This is a genomic window from Aliivibrio sifiae (assembly GCF_002954705.1).
In the GTDB taxonomy this organism is placed as follows: domain Bacteria; phylum Pseudomonadota; class Gammaproteobacteria; order Enterobacterales; family Vibrionaceae; genus Aliivibrio; species Aliivibrio sifiae_A.
Genome location: NZ_MSCO01000001.1, coordinates 536,539 through 560,021, shown reverse-complemented (window position 1 = coordinate 560,021; position 23,483 = coordinate 536,539). Strand labels below are relative to the sequence as shown.

Genomic DNA, 23,483 nt, shown 5'->3' with positions numbered 1-23,483 from the left:
ACTCAAATAAGCGCCTTTTTCATTTTGAATTATTCGAGAAGATTACTCTTCGTCGTAATCGTAGTCGTCTTCATCATTTTCTGCATCACGAGCGGCTTCATATTCCGCTTTTTGTGCTGCTGATTTCTCTTTTTTACGAGCAATCATTTCTTCTTTTTCAGTGCGTTGTTCCGCTTTACGATCATTACGAACCGCTTGCGTTTTTGCAAATTCAACAAGCTCTTTCTCTGCCCATTCAACTGCTTCAGCTTCGCTTTCAAAACCAAGTTGACGCTTAGATACAACCGTTCTGCGAGAAGTTACTTGGCGCGTAATTTCAGCAGCCCAAGCGTTACGTTTTTCTACAATACGGTAATCAAATTTTGCCATTTTTATTTCCTAGAATTCGATAGTTAAGGGATAGATCATTGCTAAAAAATCCATCTATAACTGCAGTATAATAACTGCATTCCCTTTAATGCCCGCTATTAGAACACATTCAGCCAAAAATGCACCAAAAAGATGTCAATCAACTCATGCTTTAAAGGAGAAGTTAATCTTATTTTTTGACCGCTAAATGATTGCGGTTATCTCTGCTACTGCGGATCAGTTCATCACCTTTCACTATATCCACAGATTTAGCTAATCGATCATATAAAAGAACATTCACTGTCGCCGCTAAATTCATACAGCCAACGGTTGGAACATACACCACATGGTCCGCACGATCAGCAACTTGTTGAGTAATCGAACCATCTTCAGGACCAAAAACATAAATTGCTTTTTCTGGATGTTGAAACTCAGGAAGCGACGTTGCACCCTCGGCAAGTTCAACACACACGACTTTCATGTCTTCGGGCAGACCATCCAATAGATTATCGACGCTAGTTAGTGGAATTTTATTGGCTACTTTTTTTGTATCCGTTTGAAACTTTGCAGCACGATCATATCGTTCACCAGTATAACGAACATCATCAACCTGATAACACCCTGCAGCACGCATGACTGCACCAACATTGGTTGGGCTTTTCGGATTACTCAAACCAATCGTAACGTGCGTATTTTTCATTGTTTCTTCCAACAGATAAAATTAAAGCGCTATTCTAACAAAAAAACCGCTGAAGCCTAAACTTCAGCGGTTTTATCTAAAAGAGCCGTCTTTACCCAACCCTTTTATTTATTATAGAACAGACTGTTAATTTAATTTTCAGATTTTTATCACACTTTCAAAAAATCATGATAAATAATTGATTATTAAATTAAAGCTATTGATTAATACTTAAATAAGCATCAATCAAAGTATGCCCTAATTTAACCAAGGTTCTTACGTGCGTTTTGGAACATACGCATCCAAGCACCATTTTCACCCCACGTCTCTGGAGCCCAAGAGTTTGCAACCGTACGGAACACACGCTCTGGGTGTGGCATCATGATAGTCACACGGCCATCAGTAGTTGTTAAACCTGTGATAGCGTTTGGCGAACCATTCGGGTTGTTCGGGTATTGCTGCGTTTGGTTACCGTTATTATCAACATAACGTAATGCTACTGTGCCTGAGTTTTCAATCGCGTTTAGGTGTTCATTATTACGTACTTCTACGCGACCTTCACCGTGTGAAACAGCAATTGGCATACGAGAACCTTCCATGCCATTAAAGAATACAGAATCTGATTTCTGAACTTCTACTAAGCTAAAACGAGCTTCAAAACGCTCTGATTCGTTACGAACGAAACGTGGCCAGTACTCAGCTCCTGGGATAAGTTCACGCAGGTTAGACAACATCTGACAACCGTTACATACACCTAAAGAGAAGGTATCTTCACGCTTGAAGAAGTTTTCAAATTGGTCACGAGTAGAATTGTTAAACAGAACCGATTTAGCCCAACCTTCACCTGCGCCCAGTACATCACCGTAAGAGAAGCCACCACAAGCCACAAGACCGTTGTACTCTTCTAGTACCGCTTGACCCGTTAGGATATCACTCATGTGAATATCTGTTGCTTCAAAGCCTGCACGGTCAAATGCTGCAGCCATTTCAACGTGAGAGTTAACACCCTGCTCACGTAGAATCGCCATCTTAGGTTTAGCACCTAGGTTGATATAAGGCGCTGCGATATCTTCATCTACGTCGAAACTTAGTTTCACGTTAAGACCTGGATCTGAGTTATCTTTCTTCGCTTCATGTTCTTGGTCAGCACAGATTGGGTTATCACGTAAACCTTGCATCTTATGCGTCGTTTCAGCCCAGATAGTACGTAGTTCAGTACGGTTACGTTCTACTATAACTTGCTCACCAGATTTAATTACGAGTTCGTTTGAATCTTCAACAGAGCCGATTACATGTGAACATGCTTCTAGGCTATTTGCTGCAAGAGTAGAAAGCACCGCATCTAAATCGTCGTTACGAACTTGGATTACCGCACCTAACTCTTCATTAAATAATGCTGCTAGCGTGTCTTCGCCTAGCGCTGCAATATCAGCATTAACACCACAGTGACCTGCGAATGCCATTTCAGCAAGAGTAACAAATAAACCACCATCGCCTTTATCGTGATAAGCCACAACTTGGTCGTTTGCTACTAAAGTTTGAATACCTTCGTAGAAACCTTTTAGTTGCGCTGCGTTATCTACGTCTGCTGGCTTATCACCAAGTTGCTTGTAAACCTGTGCAAGTGCTGTTGCACCCATACGGTTTTTGCCGTTACCTAAATCAATAAGAACCAGTGACGTGTTACCTTTGTCAGTACGTAGTTGAGGAGTAATCGTCTTACGAACGTCTTCAATACGAGCAAACGCAGTAATAACTAGAGAAAGCGGAGAAGTAACTTCTTTTTGCTCGCCATTCTCTTCCCACTTAGTCTTCATCGACATTGAGTCTTTACCCACAGGGATAGTTAGACCAAGTGCAGGACAAAGCTCTTCACCTACCGCTTTAACTGCTTCATAAAGACCGGCATCTTCACCTGGGTGACCTGCTGGAGACATCCAGTTTGCAGATAATTTAATGTTCTTAATGTCGCCAATATTCGTTGCTGCGATATTGGTAATTGCTTCACCAACCGCTAAACGAGCTGATGCACCAAAGTCTAGAAGTGCAACAGGAGTACGCTCACCAAGAGACATAGCTTCACCGTGGTAAGTATCATAACTTGCCGCAGTTACCGCACAGTTAGCAACAGGAACCTGCCATGGACCAACCATTTGATCACGAGCAACAAGACCTGTTACCGAGCGGTCACCAATTGTAATTAAGAATGTTTTCTCTGCAACCGTTGGCAAACGAAGAACACGTTCAATTGCATCGTTCATTTCAATGCCTGAACGATCAATCGCTGGGTTATTCGCTTTTAGTGTTTTCGCATCACGGTGCATCTTAGGCGTTTTGCCTAAAAGAATGTCCATTGGCATGTCGATTGGCGTATTGTCGAAGTGTGAATCTTCTAATTTCAGATCACGTTCTTCAGTTGCTTTACCAACCACTGCATATGGCGCACGTTCACGCTTACAAATAGCTTCAAATGTCGCTAAGTCTTTATCTGCAACCGCCATTACGTAACGCTCTTGAGATTCATTACACCAGATCTCAAGTGGGCTCATGCCCGGCTCATCGTTTGGAACGTCACGTAGGTTAAAGATACCACCACGCTCACCATCATCAACAAGCTCAGGTAATGCGTTTGAAATACCACCCGCACCCACATCGTGGATAAATGCGATTGGGTTTGCATCACCAAGCTGCCAACAACGGTCGATAACTTCCTGACAACGACGTTCCATCTCTGGGTTTTCACGTTGTACTGAAGCGAAATCTAGATCTTCAGAAGAAGAACCTGAATCCATTGAAGATGCCGCACCACCACCAAGACCGATGTTCATCGCTGGACCACCAAGAACGATTAGGCTTGCACCTACTGGGATCTCTTTCTTCTGAACATGATCATCACGAATATTACCTAGACCACCCGCAAGCATGATTGGCTTGTGGTAACCACGTACTTCTTCACCATTATGAGAATTTACTTTTTCTTCATATGTACGGAAGTAACCTAACAGATTTGGACGACCAAATTCATTATTAAATGCCGCGCCACCTAGAGGGCCTTCAAGCATAATATCAAGCGCAGTCACGATACGGCTTGGCTTACCAAAGTCCGTTTCCCACGGTTGAACAAAATTAGGGATTTTTAAATTAGATACAGAAAAACCGACTAAACCTGCTTTTGGTTTACCACCGATACCTGTTGCGCCTTCATCACGGATTTCACCGCCAGAACCTGTTGACGCACCCGGCCAAGGAGAGATTGCTGTTGGATGGTTATGCGTTTCTACTTTCATCAAGATGTGTGTTTTCTCTTGATGGTAACCATAGCCACGAGTTTCTGGATCTGGGAAGAAGCGACCGACTGTAGAACCCGTCATTACAGCTGCATTATCTTTATAAGCAGACAGTACATTTTCAGGAGTAACTTCGAAGGTGTTTTTAATCATCTTGAATAATGATTTCTCTTGCTTAATCCCATCGATAGTCCAATCCGCATTGAAGATCTTGTGACGACAATGCTCTGAGTTCGCTTGTGCAAACATCATTAATTCGATGTCCGTTGGGTTACGACCTAACTTTTCAGTAAAGCTTTCAAGTAAGTAATCTATTTCATCTTCAGCCAGTGCAAGCCCTAGGGTAACGTTTGCGTTTTCTAGCGCTTTACGACCACCAAAAAGTAGGTCGACTTCAGCATATGGTGCAGGTTCAGCTACCGTAAATAATGCCGCTGCTGATTCAAAATCAGTAAAGACCACTTCCATCATACGATCATGAAGAATGGCTTTTAATTCAACCAATTGAAGTTCAGAAAGAGTTTCAGAAGTTTCTACATAATACGCAGTACCACGCTCTAAACGTGCGATTTTAGCTAAGCCACAGTTATGGGCAATATCAGTAGATTTTGAAGACCAAGGAGAGATAGTGCCTGGACGAGGTGCAGAAAGAAGTAATAAACCTTCAGGCTTATGTTCTTCAATCGTAGGGCCGTAAGTTAGCAATTTTTCTAACTTTACAATTTCAGATGCATCAAGATCTGAGGTTACGTCAGCAAAGTGAGCAAACTCAGCATAAATACCAGTAACAGGTAAATTTAGCTCGCAACAAAGCTCAAGTAGCTTGTTAACACGAAATTCAGATAAAGCAGGTGAACCACGCAAAATTCTCATGTACTTAGGTCTCTTCGGCAATGAATTAAAGGTAATATTGGAATAGTTTCATGTCGTTATAAATAGCTAACTCTATTAATTATTCAGAACACATAGTGACTATGCCGATGTTACCTCTGGTATTGCGAGCGCATTATAAAGGATTTTGTTTTGTGAAGTAACACCAAAAGCAACCGTTTGCGTATTTTTTTTTGAAAAAAGTTTAAATGGCCCTCAATTTGATGATTTTGAATAAAAAACAAACAATGAATGATTTATTCTGCCTTAATATCTAATAATTGTTCTAATTTGTTACCGTGCTTTTGCCTCTTATTCTCCCATTTGATATAACTACGCCCTACTTATTTAAAAGAGCATTCAGACTTGAGCCGCATCCGATATTATCGCTTTTTACCATCTTGTTTGGTTGTTTTTACTTTGGTTCTTACCTTAACTGGCTGCCAAGTAGAATCAGAACCAAAAAACAAATTAGAACAAGTGAGAGAACGCGGTATTTTACGAGTCAGTACACTAAACAACCAACTCTCTTATTACATCGGTTCTGATGGCCCAACAGGGTTAGATTACGATCTAGCTAAGGCTTTTGCTGAAAAACTAGAAGTTAAGCTAGAAATCACACCAGCTTATACTTATTCAGGTTTATTCCCCGCTCTTGATCGCAATGAAGTTGATATTGTTGCTGCTAATATGACGATTACACCAGACCGCCTACAACAATTTAATCCTGGACCTGTCTATTATTATGTCAGCCAACAAGTGGTTTATAAAAAAGGCAGTTGGCGCCCTCGTAATATTAAAAACCTTACAGTGCTTGATGAAAACTTAACTATAGTCAAAGACTCTAGCTTTGAAGGCACGTTAACAAAGTTAAAAGAAAAGCATCCTGATCTCGATTGGAAAACAGAACCAGATACCGACGTTAGCGAATTATTAAAAAAAGTAGCCAATGGAGAGATACATTACACTCTCGCCGACTCTGTTGAATTGTCATTAACTCAGCGTATTCATCCTGACTTAGCGGTTGCTTTTGAGTTAACTGAAGATCAGCCTGTCGCCTGGTTCTTACAAAAAACTGAAGATGATAGCTTACAAGCATTATTGATCGAGTTTTTTGGTGAGCTAAAAGAAAGTGGCAAACTCGCTCTTTTAGAAGAAAAATATTTTGGTCACGTTGAATCGTTTGATTACGTCGACACTCGTGCTTTTATTCGTGCGTTAGAAAGCAAACTGCCTAAATGGGAACCTCTATTTAAAAAGTACGCAGGGGACTTTGATTGGCGTTTCTTAGCAGCACTGTCATACCAAGAATCACATTGGAACCCATTAGCAAAATCTCCTACTGGGGTGCGTGGCATGATGATGTTAACGCTTCCAACAGCTCAATCTGTTGGCGTTAAAAATCGCTTGAGCCCAGAGCAAAGCATTCGTGGCGGAGCAGAATATTTACGCCGAATAGTAAAGCGCGTACCAGATTCCATTACTGAACATGAAAAAATTTGGTTTGCTTTAGCCTCTTATAACATTGGCTTTGGTCACATGATGGATGCACGTCGTTTAACGCAACGTCTAGGTGGTGACCCTGATTCGTGGACAGACGTGAAAGATAATTTACCGCTATTACGCCAAAAACGTTATTACAAATATCTACGCTATGGTTTTGGTCGTGGTGATGAAGCCCAAAATTACGTTGAAAATATTCGTCGTTATTACCAAAGTATTATTGGTTATGAACAAGAGCAAGCAAATAAGTTGATTCAAGAAGAAATCACGGTTGAAGATTTAACGGTGATTGATGTTCCACTTTCTTCTGCTGCCACTACAATTAGTGATACAACTCCAAGTAAGTAGAACTCTAATTACAAATAAAGAAATATAACTAAAAAATGCGTATTAAATGGCATGTTCATGTTACGGTAACAATTAGCACATACTCTGAGTTAACTTGTACTCAACATCATACCAATTAAAGTTAAATACACTTTAATTTTTATTCGTTAATTTAAGGGGGAGTTTATGCTCTCTAGCAGAAAAAAACTAAAGCCAAGTACATCGCTAAAGGGCAGTACTCAGCGTCGACGTAAACTGTTAAATAACCACAAAAAGGTACTTCATCGTCAACGTACCTATGCGATGTCACTGTTTGATGAAGGCGAAGCATTCTCGTGCCGCTAACCTTTTGGACATATTTTTTCTTAACGCTCAATAAAAAAGGCAAATTGCGATAATTCAATTTGCCTTCTCTCTATTTTAGTGTTTTCTGAATTAATCCATCACCTGATTTTTCAATTCTTCTCGTTGTAATTTTCGCTCTTCTTTCTTCTCTTTACGTCTTCTTTTAAAAAAAGCTTGTAGTTGCTCTCGGCACGCTTCTTCCATTAAACCTGATTCACACTCTACGAAATGAAACGCGGTTGCAGAAGTAAATAAGTTAATAACGCTGCCAGATGCACCAGTTTTCATATCAGAAGCACCAAAAATGACTTTTTTTATTCTACTATGAACAATCGCACCAGCACACATAGGGCATGGCTCTAACGTAACGTATAACGTCGCATCAACTAAGCGATAGTTTTCAATTTTACTTCCCGCTTGTTTAATCGCCATCATCTCAGCATGTGCCGTTGCATCATGAGAACCAATTGAACGATTCCACCCCTCACCTATGATTTCACCATCTAAGACAATCACAGCACCAACAGGAACCTCACCTTCTTCTTCAGCAATTGCAGCCAGTTCTATTGCTCGCTGCATATAGAAGTTCGCATCTTTATTTTCTTTTTCAACACTCATCTATTCAGCTAACTCTTGGGCTAAAAATTCAACCAATAAACGAACTTTCATCGAAAGGTGTCGATTATTTGGGTAAACCGCCCAGATCCCTTCTTTTGGTTCACGATATGGAACAAGGATTTCAACTAACTCTCCTTTATCCATTGATTCTTGAACATAAAAATCTGGCAGTTGGACAATCCCTAATCCTTTTAAAGCGGCGTTAGTTAGCGCTGCACCACTATTACAATGAACAGATCCTTTTACTCTCACGCTTTTTTCTTTTTTATTTTCAATAAAACGCCAAATAGGCAAACTACCAATTAAGCAGTTGTGCTGAGAAAGCTCAGATAAGGTATGAGGTTCACCATGTTTTTCAATATAGCTAGGAGAAGCACATACGCGTACCTGTCGACTTGATAAACGCTTTGCCATCATGGTTGAATCGGTTAAACGTCCTAATCGAATCGCCAAGTCAAAATCTTGCTCAACTAAATCTAATGTCTGATTTGATAAAACAAGTTCAAGCTCTAACTGCGGGTACATCAACATAAAGTCACTAAGCAATGGGGCTATTAACTGCTCACCATAAGTCACTGACGAAGTGATTTTTAAACGACCTTGAGGCGTTGCATTAAGCTCAGTGATCGCTCTATCTGCTTGTTTTAATCCTTCAACTAAATGGCGACAGTGCTGATAATAAGTTTGGCCAGCTTCTGTAACTGATACTTTTCTCGTTGTTCGGATCAGTAATTTAATTGATAAACGATCCTCTAATGCTGCTACTTTACGGCTGATCTGTGCAACCGATGTTTCCAATGCTCTTGCTGCCCCAGTGAAGCTTTGAGCTTCAGTAACGGCAACAAACTCAGTAACGCCTTCCCAATCAATCACAACGTTTTCCTTATTGCTATTATTACGTATACGTAAAGATCATTTACCATTCTACCGTATTATCAAATAAGGAGAAATACTTATAATGGCACACAACAAGACGACGAGCACAAACAAAAAATAGCACTATGCTTAAAATGAAACTGCTTATTAATGTCTTAAATTAAATTACCCCACTAAGGAAAATCCAATGGCTCTTGATATTAAACCTGGTCAAACTCACATCAAATCTAAAGCAATGGTAGCTTGGGTTGCTGGCGAACCTCTTAAAATGGAAGAAGTGGATGTTCAACTTCCTAAAGCAGGCGAAGTTTTAGTTCGCATCGTTGCTACTGGTGTGTGTCACACTGACCTATTCACTCTATCTGGTGATGATCCAGAAGGTATCTTCCCTTCAATCTTAGGTCACGAAGGTGGCGGTATTGTTGAAATGGTTGGTGAAGGCGTAACTGGCCTTGAAATTGGTGACCACGTTATCCCTCTTTACACTGCTGAATGTGGTGAGTGTAAATTCTGTAAATCTGGCAAAACTAACCTTTGTCAGGCTGTTCGTGAAACTCAAGGCCAAGGTCTTATGCCTGATGGTACTAGCCGCTTCTCTATTAACGGTGAAACTATCTTCCATTACATGGGGTGCTCTACGTTCTCTGAATACACAGTACTTCCTGAAATCTCTTTAGCGAAAGTTTCTAAAGAAGCACCACTTGAAGAAGTTTGTCTTCTAGGTTGTGGCGTAACGACTGGTATGGGTGCGGTTCTTAACACCGCTAAAGTTGAAAAAGGCGACACGGTTGCTGTATTCGGTCTAGGTGGTATCGGTCTTTCAGCTATCATCGGCGCTAAAATGGCGGGTGCAAGCCGTATCATCGGTGTTGACTTGAACGAAAGCAAATACGAACTGGCTAAAAAATTAGGCGCGACTGATTGCATCAACCCAACAAATTTCGACAAGCCAATTCAAGAAGTGATTGTTGAAATGACTGATGGCGGCGTAGATTACTCTTTTGAGTGTATCGGTAACGTGAATGTGATGCGTGCTGCACTTGAGTGTTGTCACAAAGGTTGGGGTGAATCAATTATCATCGGTGTTGCTGGTGCTGGTCAAGAGATCTCAACTCGTCCATTCCAACTTGTGACTGGTCGTGTATGGCGTGGCTCTGCATTCGGTGGCGTTAAAGGCCGTACTGAGCTTCCAGGTATCGTTGACCGTTACATGCAAGGTGAGTTTGCTCTTGATGATTTCATCACTCACACAATGGGTCTTGCTGATGTAAACGCAGCGTTCGACTTAATGCACGAAGGTAAATCTATCCGTACTGTTCTACATATGGATAAATAAGTAAAAATAAGGGGTTAGATACTCTAGCCCCTATTCTACTTTTGATCTCTAAGTGCTTTATATCAAGACTGCGGGTTTATCTGCGTGGGTGGCGCAATTTATAGATAAGCTTACTGAGTGTTTCATTCTTTATTTTAAAGCACTTCAAAATCAACCAGTAGATTTCTATTCAATACAGTGATCTTGCTGATATGAATCAAAATATAAAAGGGCTCATCATGACAATCGAAAATATCAGCCAAGCAAAAGTTGCCGGTGGTTGGCACAAACAATATATACATACATCATCTACACTAAATTGCGATATGCGCTTTGCTATCTTCCTACCAGCGAACGCTTCTGAAAGTAATCCAGTTCCTGTTTTATACTGGCTATCAGGCTTAACTTGTACTGATGAAAATTTTATGCAAAAAGCAGGCGCATTCAAAAAAGCGGCTGAATTAGGCATTGCCATTGTTGCCATGGATACGAGCCCTCGCGGCGAAGACGTTGCTGATGATGCAGAAGCTGCTTACGATTTTGGTCTAGGTGCAGGGTTCTATTTAAACGCAACTCAAGCACCATGGAATCGTCATTACCATATGTATGACTACGTAACAAAAGAGCTGCCATCTCTTATTGAAGAACACTTCCCTGTATCAGATAAAAAATCGATTTCTGGTCATAGTATGGGTGGTCATGGTGCTATTACTATCGGTTTAAAAAACCAAGATATGTACCAATCAATTTCTGCATTTAGTCCTATTGCTAGTCCAATTAACTGCCCTTGGGGACAAAAAGCGTTAGGTTTATACCTAGGTGATAATAAAGAAGCTTGGTTAGAATACGACAGTGCTGAACTTCTTAAAAAAGGCTCAAAACTTCCGATCTTAGTTGACCAAGGTGAAGCGGACGGCTTTTTGGAAGAACAGTTAAAACCGGAATACCTACTTTCTTCAGCAGAGCAATCTGGTGCCGATGTAGAAGTAAGAATGCAACCAGGTTACGACCACAGCTACTTCTTCATTTCTACTTTTATTGATGAGCATTTAGAGTTTCATGCTGCTTATTTGAATAAATAATACTGATTTAAAATAAGCAAAAGTATAAATAGAAAAATCCCAGAGTAGGTTCTCCTTCTCTGGGATTTTTTATGTCTATATATTACTTTTCTATAATTAGATAAACGCTAACACTGGAGAGATACAAAGAAGAATACCTGTAACAATAATTAGATTAGTTGATAAGCCTTTGTACTTATGAAGTGTTGGCACTTTATGCACAAGGTAAGCTGGAATTAAACAACCTACTAAACCAAAAACAGGGCTACAAATCGAAGTAAAAGATAAGATAGGCGCATTTAACGCAACAGCAGACCACGCAAGCAAAATAATAAACACCGTAATTAGTTTATTTACTAACTCTTTATTAATTACAGACTCATCCATACGTCTTAACAATACGTTCATTGCAATACCACGACACGCTTCTTGAAATGCCATAAACACACCAAAGAATGAAGTTACGACAGCAAAAATATTAATCACAATGCCGGTAACCGTTGCCCAACTTCCTGGGAAGTAATGAGCAATAATAGCTAATGCAGAGATGTTTTTATTCATTGCTTCAGCCGCTTGTTCTTGGCTTATTGCAAAGGTAAATGACACTGCAAAAAAGAACACAACAACAAATAAAATAGCAAAAGCAATATTCATCGCTCTTAATGATTTATAACGCGCAACTTCAATTGATTTCTCACGTGAACGATACGAGATAACCATAGGGCTAAGAGATTGAATAAAAAGAATAGACGTTAGGGTAAATGGAAGCGTAATAATCGCATCTTTTAGCATTGGACCAAACGATCCCATTGCTGGAATATTAGAAAAATCCCAACGAGAAACCAGTAATAAGCCCATAACTGCAACTAATGAAAGTACTGTTACAGCCATAAAGCCAGATAGTTTAAATAGTACTTTCTCACCTTTAGATCCAATAAAAGCAAGGACACAGATCAGCCCTAAACCATAAAAAACATTGTCATTTAAATGCCCTTCCGTTACACCAAACGAGTGTAAGTATGAAGAACTGTCATTGGTTACCGCTAATGAGTAAACCAATACCCAAATAACCAACATAATGAAATAAAGGACACCTAAGGCCACTCCCCAATTCTTACCTAAATAACCAGTAATGACACCTGGATAATCTGTACATGTTTTTGCTTCGGCAAGAGTATTAATGAAAAGTTTTTGAAACAAATACATGGCTGGATAGCCAATAATTGAAGATAGAAGGAAAACCCAAAGCCCCATAATACCTACTTGAACAGGTAGAAAAACAATACCCGCACCAATAGCCATACCAATACTAATCACTATCCAACCAATATCAGTGCTGTCAAATTTAGTGGCTTTTTTCCATTCAGAATCAGTCATATTACTTTGATCACGACCAAGTCCTGCTAATGTAGCTGTGTTCATATAAAACTCCATCTTTGTAGGGATCACTATTCTTATAATTTTAAAGCGACAAACTGCCGCCAACTTGCAACTTTTGAAGAATTTACTCTCTAATTTAAAAATAACAATGCAATTTTATTTGAAATGATAGCGAGATCTCAGTTCGTAAAATAAACAAAAAATTGCTACAAAGTCGTTGCAATCCCTTGCAAATAAGCATAAATTCAACTCACACAAACCAAATGCAATTATTTTTGCATATTTTCAATTAAAACTTAAAGTCAACAATAGTTGCAAAAAAGGACAATACATATGAAGCAAATTATCGTGGCAAAATCAGCACCAGAAGCAATCGGCCCTTACTCTCACGGCACCGCATTTAATGGGCTTATTTTTACATCGGGTCAATTACCGGTAGATGGTTCAACTGGCTCAGTTGTTGAAGGGGGAATTGCTGCTCAATCTGAAATGTCTCTTAAAAACTTAATTTCAGTAATCGAAGCCGCCAATGGTAATGTTAATACCGTTTTAAAAACAACCTGTTACCTTGCTAATATCACTGATTTCGCTGCATTTAATGAAGTATATAAAACAGTTTTCCATACAGACTGCCCTGCACGCTCTTGCTTTGCGGTAAAAGATCTTCCGCTTGGTGTACTTGTTGAAGTAGAAGCAATTGCGCATCAAAAATAATAATTAGATAAAGGCGAACAAAATGAACTCTACCTGGAAACAATACATCACTATTTTAAAAAATGTTGTGAAACCAGCCCTTGGGTGTACTGAACCTATTTGTGCAGCCTATGCGACAAGCGTAGCAACACAGATGCTTGGAGAAAAACCAGAAACTATTGATGTTTTTGTCTCTGATAATTTGTATAAAAATAGTATGGGTGTTTTTGTACCAAGAACAGGTAGAGTTGGCCTTGCCATTGCAGCAGCTACAGGAGCTACTGGCGGAGATCCAGAAGCCGGGTTGGAAGTACTAGCAAAATTAAACGAATCTCAACTCAACGAAGCTCAGCAACTGATTGATGCAGGACACGTTCAAGTAAAACGAGAAGCTACAGATGAATTCATCTATTGTCGTGTTATCGTTAAAAGCTCACTGCACAGCGCAGAAGTAACAATCAGTGGGGGGCATACCCTTATTGTTGAAAAGCGACTTGATGGTAATATTATTTTTGCTTTAGATTCTTTGTTACCAAAAGCCTCCACTGCCTCTATTTGTGATGGTGTGGATATCACAATATCATCAATTTATGACTTCGCGACTCAAGCTAAATTTAATGATATTAAGTTTATTCTTGAAGCTAAAGACCTCAATATTGCACTAGCTCAAGAAGGGTTAAAGAATCCATACGGCTTAGAAGTTGGCCGAACATACCAAAAAAATATAGAAACCGGTTTACTTTCAAAAAGTTTAGACAGCGAAATTTTAATTTATACTTCAGCAGCATCTGATGCTCGAATGGGCGGTGCTACCTTACCTGCAATGTCTAATTACGGCAGTGGTAATCAAGGTATAGCAGCAACAATTCCTGTTGTGAAAATGGCTGATTTTTATAATGCTGATGAAGAAGCATTAGCAAGAGCCTTTATTATGAGTCACCTTGGTGCCATTTACATCAAATCTCATTACCCACCACTATCCGCATTTTGTGGTAATGCCGTCACGTCTGCAGCCGCAGCAATGGCAATGGTATATTTAGCAGGCGGAACATTCGAACAATCTTGCTCTGCAATTCAGAATACCATTAGTGATACCAGTGGGATGATCTGTGATGGGGCCAAATCAACCTGTGCTATGAAAGTAGGTAGCAGTGCTCAATCAGCAATGAAATCATCGTTACTCGCTTTGAATGATCATTGCGTAACAAAACAAGGTGTTATTGCCGAAGATGTAGAGAAAACGATTAAAAACATCGGAAGAATGATAACAACAGGCATGCCGAATATTGACCATGAAATCATTGAAATAATGGCGTCATAATGAAAAAATGTCACTATTCGCTAGTGACATCACTTTTCCACTAACATATAGAGTACGTATGCTACATAAACTATCTACAGCCGATAAGCTAATTATCCAATCAACTTTTAGTATCGTTGATGGCATTGCTGCTATGTTTGGAAGACATGTTGAAGTGGTTTTACACTCTTTAGATTCTGATAATCCATCAATCGTTAAAATTGCGAACGGGCATGTTACTGGACGTGGCATTGGTGCACCAATTACTAATCTGGCTTTAGAAAAATTAAAAACAGGTTCTGATGTATCAACTCCCTACTTTACTCGAACAGATAAAGGGGAATTACTTCGCTCTGTTACTTCAATGATTCGAAATGAAGAAGAGATTCCTATCGCCTTACTCTGCATCAATTCAAACCTTGATGTTCCTATGAATAGCTTCTTTATGGATTTATTCCCACAATCAACTCAGTTAGCGGCATCACCAGAAACGTTTGCAAAAGACAGTATAGAAATGCTGACTGATTCTATTGCTAGAATACAAAGCCAAGTATTAGAAGATGAAAACATAGCCGTATCTCGACGAGTAAGAACCATTGTTGAGCGCTTACATCATCAAGGTGCATTTAATATAAAAGACGCGACTCAAATAACAGCAAACATACTTAATGTATCTAAAGACTCTGTTTATCGTTATCTCAGAAAATTTAAATAATGCCGAACATTGAAATACAAAAAAAAGCCCTGAGAACTTAACATTCTCAGGGCTTTTATTTTTACTAATACAAATTAACCCGGCAGGTTGTATGTGTATGGCGCTTGGATACCTAAAGGAATACCTAGAGCCCAGTAAGCAAGTAGGAATACTGTCCAACCAATTAACATCGCAATAGAGAAAGGCATCATTAGAGAAGCTAATGTACCTATACCTGTAGACTTAACGTAACGTTGGCAGTAAACAACAACTAATGGGAAGAATACCATTAATGGTGAGATGATATTTGAAACAGAATCACCTACACGGTATGCCGCTTGAGATAGCTCAGGAGAGATACCAACACCCATTAGCATTGGAACTAGTACAGGACCAATTAATGCCCATTTAGCAGATGCAGAACCAATTAGTAGGTTTACAAATGCTGTCAGCAAAATCATACCAATAATAGTTAGCTGACCTGGAAGCTCCATTGCTTTAAGTACATCAGCGCCGTACATCGCTAAAATTGTGCCTATATTTGATTGGCTAAAAGCAACTAAGAACTGCGCACAGAAGAATGACATAACCATGTATGCACCCATTGTGCCCATTGTTTCTGACATTGCTTTGATTACATCATTACTGCTTTTAAACGTACCAGAAACTCGCCCAAACACGATACCTGGGATGATGAATAGAATGAAGATAAGTGGAACAATAGACTTCATTAATGGTGCAGAGAACGAGGTGATTTCACCATCAGGAGAACGCAGGGCTGAATCTTCAGGATAAATAAGTGCAATTAACAATGCGATACCAGCAACCATCGCCCAACCAGCGAACTTAAATGCTTTCGATTCAATCTCTGTAAAAGAGCCTAAATCCGGTGCTGTTTCTGCATCTTCATCAACTGGAGTATTTACTAAACGTGGTTCGATAATTTTATCAGTTACATACCAACCAATAACAACTATTAGAATTGAAGAAAGGCCTGTAAAGTAAATGTTTGCTAATGGGTTAACAATGTAAGTCGTATCTAGTACTTGTGCTGCTGTTTGTGTAAAGCCAGCCAGTAATGGATCGATTCCCGATGGAATAAAGTTAGCAGAGAAACCACCTGATACGCCGGCAAATGCTGCTGCAATACCCGCTAACGGATGACGTCCCGCAGCATGGAAAATGATACCACCTAATGGAATAACTAATACATAGCCGGCATCTGCTGCTGTGTGCGACACGATAGCAACAAGAATAAGCATTGGTGTTAGTAGTTTAGCTGGAGTGAAGTTTAGCATTTTCTTAAGGCCAGTTTGAATAAAGCCTGAAGAATCAGCAACACCAACACCTAACATTGCTACCAGTACAATGCCTAATGGGGCAAAACCGGTAAAGTTAGTTACCATAGTTGCTAAAAAGTTTGCTAAAGAATCACCCGTTAAAAGGTTTTTCACTTGAACTGCATCTTGAGTAACAGGATGAATCAAGTCAAATTGTACTTGTGATAATAGCGCTGAAAGACCCCAAACAATTAAAAGGCCCCAGAAGAACAGTAGTGCAGGATCTGGGATCTTATTACCTACTCGTTCGATTGTATTTAGAAAACGATCCATACCACTAGGCTTAGATGCTTTCTCTGCTACTTGGTTACTCATTCGTAACTCCATTTTATGTAATGTTGTCTTTAAAGATAAAGAGATTTGATTTTTTTTATTCTTTATCTATTCCTTTGCTAAATCAGTGTAAACCAGATATTGCCAAGAAAAGCTTAATACATTGCATTTTCATCGGTATGCAAATGTTTAATTTGTAAATCAATGTTTCAATGAAACATATAGCCAACAAAATTAATATTTACATTACAATAGAAACAAAAAAGCGCCTTTCGGCGCTTTCTATTTATCTAATACAAACTAATTCACTAAATGGAGATTATTCCCACTCAATCGTTGCTGGTGGCTTACCAGAAATATCGTAAACGACACGAGAGATACCACTAACCTCATTAATAATACGGTTAGATACTTTACCTAAGAAATCGTATGGTAAATGTGCCCAATGCGCTGTCATAAAATCGATAGTTTCTACTGCACGTAAAGAGACAACCCAATCGTATTTACGACCATCGCCCATTACACCTACAGAACGTACTGGTAAGAAAACAGTGAATGCTTGAGATACTTTATTATAAAGATCAGCATTGTGTAATTCTTCAATGAAGATTGCATCAGCACGACGCAGTAAATCACAGTACTCTTTCTTAATTTCACCAAGAACGCGTACACCTAGACCTGGTCCAGGGAACGGGTGGCGATAAAGCATGTTGTATGGAAGACCTAATTCTAGGCCAATCTTACGCACTTCATCTTTAAACAGTTCACGTAATGGCTCAACAAGGCCCATTTCCATGTCATCAGGAAGACCACCAACATTGTGATGAGATTTGATAACGTGCGCTTTACCTGTTTTCGATGCTGCTGATTCGATAACATCTGGATAGATAGTACCTTGAGCTAACCATTTCGCATTTGATAGTTTCTTCGACTCTTCATCAAAGATATCTACAAATACGTGACCAATGATCTTACGTTTCGCTTCAGGATCAGATTCACCTTCAAGTGCATCTAAGAAACGTTTTTCAGCTTCAACATGAATGATCTTAAGACCAAACTTGTTACCGAACATTTCCATTACTTGGTCTGCTTCATTTAAACGAAGTAAACCATTATCAACGAATACACACGTTAGTTTGTCGCCAATTGCACGGTGTGCAAGCATAGCAACAACAGATGAATCAACACCACCAGAAAGACCAAGAATTACTTCATCATCGCCTACTTGCTCTTTAATACGAGCAACTGCATCTTCAATGATTGATGCAGAAGTCCACAGACCTTCACAGCCACATACATTAAGAACAAAGTTCTCAAGCATTTTTAGACCGTTTTTAGTATGAGTTACTTCTGGGTGGAATTGAACACCGTAGTATTTCTTCTCTTCGTTCGCCATTGCAGCGTAAGGACAAGTTTCTGTCTCTGCAATTTTTACGAAATCAGATGGGATTTCAACAACTTTATCACCGTGGCTCATCCAAACATCTTGAGTCGCTTCAAGATCTTTAAACAGCGCTGATTCACCTGTTACTTGTACCGCAGCATAACCAAATTCACGCTCAGTAGACGTTGCTACTTTACCGCCAAGTTGTTCTGCCATTGTTTGCATGCCGTAACACACGCCAAATACAGGAACACCAGAATCAAATACATATTGAGGAGCACGAGGAGAATTTGCTTCTGTAACGCTTTCTGGACCACCAGATAAGATGATGCCATCTGGATTAAAATCACGGATGTCAGATTCTTCTACATCCCAGCTCCAAAGCTCACAGTAAACACCAATCTCACGGATACGACGCGCAACAAGCTGCGTGTATTGAGAACCAAAATCTAAAATAAGAATGCGTTGATCGTGGATATTAGTCGTCATTAGTCTTTCTCAAAAAGTCATTTATTTAGTGTGATTTCATATAAATCACACGCTTAAAATTGAATTTGGTACAAAGTTTTTTCTTTATATTTCACAGCAGAATCATTCGAGTTCTAGGAAAAGGCACGGAGTTTACAAGTGTAAATGAGTACCTTTGACAACGAAATCGGAAGATTCTGCAAAGAAAATTAAGAAAAATTAGCCTAGGCGATAGTTTGGTGCTTCTTTCGTGATCTGAACGTCATGTACGTGAGACTCTTTCATCCCTGCACCTGAAATACGAACAAATTCAGCTTTAGTACGCATGTCTTCAATTGTTGCTGAACCTGTTAGGCCCATGCTTGAACGTAAACCACCCATTTGTTGGTGAACGATCTCTTTTAGACGACCTTTGTATGCGATACGACCTTCGATACCTTCAGGCACAAGCTTGTCTGCTGCATTATCAGATTGGAAGTAACGGTCAGAAGAACCTTGAGACATAGCGCCAAGAGAGCCCATACCACGGTAAGATTTGTATGAACGGCCTTGGTAAAGGATTACTTCACCAGGTGCTTCTTCTGTACCAGCAAACATTGAACCAACCATCACGCATGATGCGCCAGCAGCAATCGCTTTACAGATATCGCCAGAATAACGAATACCGCCATCTGCAATAACAGGAACACCATGAGCCGTTGCAACTTCTGCTGCGTCTGAAATTGCGGTAATTTGAGGAACACCCACACCCGTAACGATACGAGTTGTACAAATTGAACCAGGGCCGATACCAACCTTAACTGCACTTACACCAGCATCGATTAATGCTTTAGCGCCTGCACCAGTAGCAACGTTACCACCTATAATTTGTAGATCTGGGAAAGATGCACGAGTTTCACGAATACGTTGTAAAACGCCTTCTGAATGACCGTGAGATGAATCGATAAGTAGAACATCAACGCCCGCTTCAACAAGTGCAGCAACACGCTCTTCATTACCAGCGCCTGCACCAACAGCAGCACCTACACGTAGACGACCACGTTCGTCTTTACATGCATTTGGTTTACGTTCTGCTTTATGGAAATCTTTTGCTGTGATCATACCGGTTAGTTGGAACTCATCGTTCACTACCAATACTTTCTCTACACGCGCTTCATGCATTTTCTCTTGAACTTCTTCACGAGTTGCACCTTCTTTAACAGAAGCTAGGCGTGCTTTTGGCGTCATTACAACGTCAACTTTCTTAGATAAGTCTGTTACAAAACGAACATCACGACCAGTAATGATACCAACAAGTTCGTTAGTTTCAGTTACTACAGGGAAGCCAGCAAAACCGTGTTTTTCAGTCAGTTCTTTCACATCTTGGATAGTTGCGTCAGGACGAACGGTTACTGGAGCAGAGACAACGCCAGCCTCAAAGATTTTTACTAAGCGAACTTGTTCAGCTTGCTGTTCAATAGACATGTTTTTGTGGATAAAACCGATGCCACCCTCTTGCGCTAATGCAATAGCAAGGCGCGCTTCTGTCACTGTATCCATTGATGCTGAAATCATTGGAATATTTAGAGAGATAGTCTTCGTTAACTGAGTGCGAAGATCAGCGGTGTTAGGAAGAACTGTGGAGTGTGCTGGGACGAGTAAAACGTCATCGAAGGTTAAAGCTTCTTTTGCGATTCGTAGCATTTGCAATATCTCACAACATAAGTGTTTAAAGGAATAAATCCCACTTTATCGTTTCGCATAATAAAGTGTTTTGGATTTGATATTGCAGACGGATTATACGCACTGCGCAATCGCTTGGCTACACATTTATTTATTTTTAATTTGCATTTACCCCCTTGATATGTATTATATTGCCGCTAATTCCTATACTCATGTCTAAGGCATTCTGATGTCTCTCGATTCTAATCCTCGCATCTTTACAGTCTCGCGTCTCAACTCTGAAGTTCGTCTATTATTAGAAAATGAGATGGGGATTGTTTGGCTGATTGGCGAAATTTCTAACCTTACTGTGCCCGTTTCTGGTCACTGGTATCTCACTCTTAAAGACAGTCAAGCTCAAGTCAAATGTGCCATGTTTAAAGGCAATAACCGCCGAGTTACCTTTAAACCTCAAAATGGTAAACAAGTTCTTGTTAAAGCCCGCCTCTCGCTTTATGAACCTCGTGGCGACTATCAAATAATCATTGAAAGTATGCAACCCGAGGGAGATGGTCGTCTTCAACAAGAGTTTGATCAATTAAAAATGTCACTCGCAGCTGAAGGGCTTTTTGCTCAAACTGCCAAACAACCTTTACCTGAACAACCAAAACGTATTGGGGTTATTACCTCTCAAACAGGTGCTGCGCTGTTTGATATTCTTAATGTATTAAAACGACGAGACCCTAATCTACCAGTTATCATTTATCCGACAATGGTACAAGGCTCGGGGGCTGCAATTCAAATTGCACAAGCTATTGGACGAGCTAACAGCCGTAACGAATGTGATATATTAATCGTTGGACGTGGCGGTGGCTCATTAGAAGATCTTTGGTGTTTTAATGAAGAAATTGTTGCAAGAACGATTGCAGCAAGTAAGATCCCAATAGTCAGTGCTGTTGGTCATGAAATAGATGTCACTATTGCTGATTTTGTTGCAGATGTTCGAGCTCCAACCCCTTCAGCTGCAGCTGAATTAGTAAGTCGAGACCTCTCTTCTCAACTACAAACAGTAACACATCAGAAACGTCGCTTACGCAATGCTATAGAGCGTTATTTATCATTTCAACAACGTACATTGTCAACGTTGCAGCACCGCCTTGAAAAACAGCATCCACAAATGCAGTTGAATAATCAAAGTCAAAAGCTAGATGATTTAAACCAACGATTAATGAGTCATATGATGCAGCGGCTGCAGCGCAATCAACATAGCGTTGAAAATTTAACCCTACGTTTAAATAACCTATCACCAAGTAAAAAAATATCTCAGGATCAATTACGTATTGAAGAATTAAAACGTCGATTATTAGATTCAATGGATAGAAATTTACTTATGCAACGTCATCAATTAGCGTTAGCGGCAGAGAAACTCGATACTGTTAGCCCATTAGCCACCTTACAACGTGGTTATTCTATTACTCGAAATGAGAAAGGGTCTGTAATCACTTCAACAAAGCAAATCAGCACTGGAGATAGTATTACGACTCGCTTTGTTGATGGTGAAGTTAAATCGACAGTAACTATAAGCTAGCTAACTCTGTTCTATTTCAACAAATTCAGTTTTAGCACGAGATTTAGATTTTAATTCATTACAATCATGACAAAAATAGCTTGGTGCTCCACAGGCATTAAGCTTTTCCATTTCTTTGCTACAGTCAGGGCAATACACTACTTTTTTAAAATCTACCTGACAAAAATCGCAGTGGTACCCTTCTCTATTCCAACGTAATTCAGACTGACACTTAGGACATTCGTTTGTTTGCATTACTCATTCCTTATTAATTTATTTCAACCAAATACTGATACGCTGCCTATCTCAAAAAACATAGATCTTTATGCTTATAGGGATCTGATCAGCGATCATGCCCTTTAAGAACATTTATATAACCACACCCCGAAAGCATTAGTTACATACTCTGTCTTTCAATTTAAAACGATATAAAACTTCAAGAAATACACTTTCATACAGTAGATCCAGAACATCAATCAGCATTGAGCTTATATATTTCAGTAGAAAAAACGGGAATTACACGAAATGTAGAATAAGATATACACCTCATGTAATTTCAATTTTAAATTCGTTTTTTCGAATAGGTAAGCATTAATAGCTCTTGTTCACCCTTTGCTTTTAATTCAACTCGAATCTCTTGATAATCTTTAAACGAAGAAACATGAGTACCACCACAAGGAAGCTTTACTACACCATCTATACCAAAATCTGCAATCCAGTAACGTGAATCCGTTAACGCTTTACCCTCACACTCGATAGAAACCTCACTTTCTAAGGCTAACCATACAGTTATCTGTTCATTTACTTGATCAGTAATAGAGTTGAGGTTTTCCATCATTTCAGAACTATTAAGACCGCGCTTACGCAGTGTTTTCCCTAAACGATACACATCTTCACAATGATCTTCTGTGACAAAACTGGTTTCTTGAGCATAACTGTTGAAATTGTAATGTCCCAGTTCATCTTTTCGATCTGCATCTTTACGCCAATAACTTGCATGAAGTACTTTATTTAAGGCTAAGTAAGCAATATGACCAGCACTATGCCCACGACTCAGTGAGTCTTGATATTCTTTATCAACTTTTAGCTCTACAGTATTTTCTACTGCAATATCCGCATCCTTAGATATTAAGTGCGTCACGACAAATACCCAGCCATCTTCACCACGTTTTACTGGGATTTTTTTATCTATATATAATTCACTCGTAGCTAATTCAATCGCACCTGTTTGACAAGCGAGTATTGGATAGTCATTGCCATTTATGTGAATCGTTCCTTTATCTTCTGGATGATCAGGCCAAATATGGCTTACAGGGTGAAAAGGCGTTTCTTTAGTCACAAACCATTTACCTTGGTCTGTTTCTTTAATTAATTGAACAACTGACGTGTGTTGCCATGTGTTATGACAAAAAAGAATCTCTGTTGCTGATAACTGAGTCATGATTTTCACCTAAAAAAAACGCCCAACAAGATGGGCGTTTTATTATTCAATATGTATAAATAAAGTAATTACA

19 protein-coding genes are annotated in these 23,483 nt (G+C 39.5%); 8 read left to right on the top strand and 11 right to left on the bottom strand.

Going from position 1 to position 23,483, the window contains the following annotated elements; all coding sequences use genetic code 11:
* Nucleotides 1–42: 42 nt before the first annotated feature.
* The 3 genes from BTO22_RS02565 to purL all read right to left on the bottom strand — a co-directional run bounded on the left by BTO22_RS02565 (nt 43) and on the right by purL (nt 5,187).
* On the bottom strand, nt 43–369 hold the full coding sequence (locus BTO22_RS02565) for a DUF3622 domain-containing protein (RefSeq protein WP_060993624.1): 327 nt from the start codon (nt 367–369) through the stop codon (nt 43–45).
* Nucleotides 370–538: 169 nt separating this feature from the next.
* Nucleotides 539–1,048, bottom strand: a complete 510-nt coding sequence (locus BTO22_RS02560; protein WP_105054153.1) for an RNA methyltransferase — start codon at nt 1,046–1,048, stop codon at nt 539–541.
* Nucleotides 1,049–1,290: 242 nt separating this feature from the next.
* Nucleotides 1,291–5,187, bottom strand: coding sequence for a phosphoribosylformylglycinamidine synthase (gene purL, locus BTO22_RS02555; protein ID WP_105054152.1), 3,897 nt, complete (start codon nt 5,185–5,187; stop codon nt 1,291–1,293).
* 363 nt (nt 5,188–5,550) lie between these two features.
* Between purL and mltF the strand changes: the two genes are divergently transcribed.
* Nucleotides 5,551–7,035 (top strand): membrane-bound lytic murein transglycosylase MltF, encoded by a 1,485-nt coding sequence (gene mltF, locus BTO22_RS02550; protein WP_105054151.1) that lies wholly within the window; start codon nt 5,551–5,553, stop codon nt 7,033–7,035.
* 165 nt (nt 7,036–7,200) lie between these two features.
* A complete protein-coding gene (locus BTO22_RS19905) occupies nt 7,201–7,359 on the top strand; it encodes a hypothetical protein (RefSeq protein WP_181044540.1) in 159 nt (52 codons plus the stop codon).
* Nucleotides 7,360–7,449: 90 nt separating this feature from the next.
* Here BTO22_RS19905 and tadA read toward each other — a convergent pair whose 3' ends face one another.
* Nucleotides 7,450–7,977, bottom strand: coding sequence for a tRNA adenosine(34) deaminase TadA (gene tadA, locus BTO22_RS02545; RefSeq protein WP_105054150.1), 528 nt, complete (start codon nt 7,975–7,977; stop codon nt 7,450–7,452).
* A complete protein-coding gene (locus BTO22_RS02540; RefSeq protein ID WP_105054149.1) occupies nt 7,978–8,850 on the bottom strand; it encodes a LysR substrate-binding domain-containing protein in 873 nt (290 codons plus the stop codon). It lies immediately after the preceding gene.
* Between the two features lie 190 nt (nt 8,851–9,040).
* Between BTO22_RS02540 and BTO22_RS02535 the strand changes: the two genes are divergently transcribed.
* Nucleotides 9,041–10,189, top strand: coding sequence for an S-(hydroxymethyl)glutathione dehydrogenase/class III alcohol dehydrogenase (locus tag BTO22_RS02535; protein WP_105054148.1), 1,149 nt, complete (start codon nt 9,041–9,043; stop codon nt 10,187–10,189).
* A 218-nt stretch (nt 10,190–10,407) separates the two neighbouring features.
* Nucleotides 10,408–11,250: an S-formylglutathione hydrolase gene (gene fghA / locus BTO22_RS02530; protein WP_105054147.1), complete on the top strand. Its 843-nt coding sequence runs from the start codon at nt 10,408–10,410 to the stop codon at nt 11,248–11,250.
* 96 nt (nt 11,251–11,346) lie between these two features.
* Here the strand turns inward: fghA and BTO22_RS02525 are convergent, their stop codons facing one another.
* Nucleotides 11,347–12,651: an amino acid permease gene (locus BTO22_RS02525; protein ID WP_105054146.1), complete on the bottom strand. Its 1,305-nt coding sequence runs from the start codon at nt 12,649–12,651 to the stop codon at nt 11,347–11,349.
* A 291-nt stretch (nt 12,652–12,942) separates the two neighbouring features.
* Between BTO22_RS02525 and BTO22_RS02520 the strand changes: the two genes are divergently transcribed.
* From BTO22_RS02520 to BTO22_RS02510, 3 genes are read left to right on the top strand one after another with little or no spacing between them, the layout of a single operon-like run.
* A complete protein-coding gene (locus BTO22_RS02520) occupies nt 12,943–13,323 on the top strand; it encodes a Rid family detoxifying hydrolase (protein WP_105054145.1) in 381 nt (126 codons plus the stop codon).
* 22 nt (nt 13,324–13,345) lie between these two features.
* Nucleotides 13,346–14,623, top strand: coding sequence for an L-cysteine desulfidase family protein (locus BTO22_RS02515; protein ID WP_105054144.1), 1,278 nt, complete (start codon nt 13,346–13,348; stop codon nt 14,621–14,623).
* A gap of 58 nt (nt 14,624–14,681) precedes the next feature.
* Complete coding sequence (locus tag BTO22_RS02510) at nt 14,682–15,317, top strand: helix-turn-helix transcriptional regulator (RefSeq protein ID WP_105054143.1); 636 nt, start codon at nt 14,682–14,684, stop codon at nt 15,315–15,317.
* A gap of 74 nt (nt 15,318–15,391) precedes the next feature.
* On the opposite strand, the gene BTO22_RS02505 is transcribed toward BTO22_RS02510, so the two are convergent.
* The 3 genes from BTO22_RS02505 to guaB all read right to left on the bottom strand — a co-directional run bounded on the left by BTO22_RS02505 (nt 15,392) and on the right by guaB (nt 20,444).
* Nucleotides 15,392–16,951 carry an AbgT family transporter gene (locus tag BTO22_RS02505; protein WP_105054142.1) on the bottom strand — a complete coding sequence of 520 codons (1,560 nt, stop codon included), beginning with the start codon at nt 16,949–16,951 and terminating at the stop codon, nt 15,392–15,394.
* Nucleotides 16,952–17,228: 277 nt separating this feature from the next.
* Nucleotides 17,229–18,782 (bottom strand): glutamine-hydrolyzing GMP synthase, encoded by a 1,554-nt coding sequence (gene guaA, locus BTO22_RS02500; protein ID WP_105054141.1) that lies wholly within the window; start codon nt 18,780–18,782, stop codon nt 17,229–17,231.
* Between the two features lie 198 nt (nt 18,783–18,980).
* A complete protein-coding gene (gene guaB, locus BTO22_RS02495; protein WP_105054140.1) occupies nt 18,981–20,444 on the bottom strand; it encodes an IMP dehydrogenase in 1,464 nt (487 codons plus the stop codon).
* Nucleotides 20,445–20,652: 208 nt separating this feature from the next.
* Between guaB and xseA the strand changes: the two genes are divergently transcribed.
* Nucleotides 20,653–21,990: an exodeoxyribonuclease VII large subunit gene (xseA, locus tag BTO22_RS02490; RefSeq protein ID WP_105054139.1), complete on the top strand. Its 1,338-nt coding sequence runs from the start codon at nt 20,653–20,655 to the stop codon at nt 21,988–21,990.
* Here xseA and BTO22_RS02485 read toward each other — a convergent pair whose 3' ends face one another.
* Together BTO22_RS02485 and BTO22_RS02480 are read right to left on the bottom strand one after the other, a co-directional pair.
* Complete coding sequence (locus BTO22_RS02485; protein ID WP_105054138.1) at nt 21,991–22,224, bottom strand: zinc ribbon domain-containing protein; 234 nt, start codon at nt 22,222–22,224, stop codon at nt 21,991–21,993.
* Nucleotides 22,225–22,531: 307 nt separating this feature from the next.
* A complete protein-coding gene (locus tag BTO22_RS02480; protein WP_105054137.1) occupies nt 22,532–23,410 on the bottom strand; it encodes a metal-dependent hydrolase in 879 nt (292 codons plus the stop codon).
* Between the last annotated feature and the right edge of the window lie 73 nt (nt 23,411–23,483).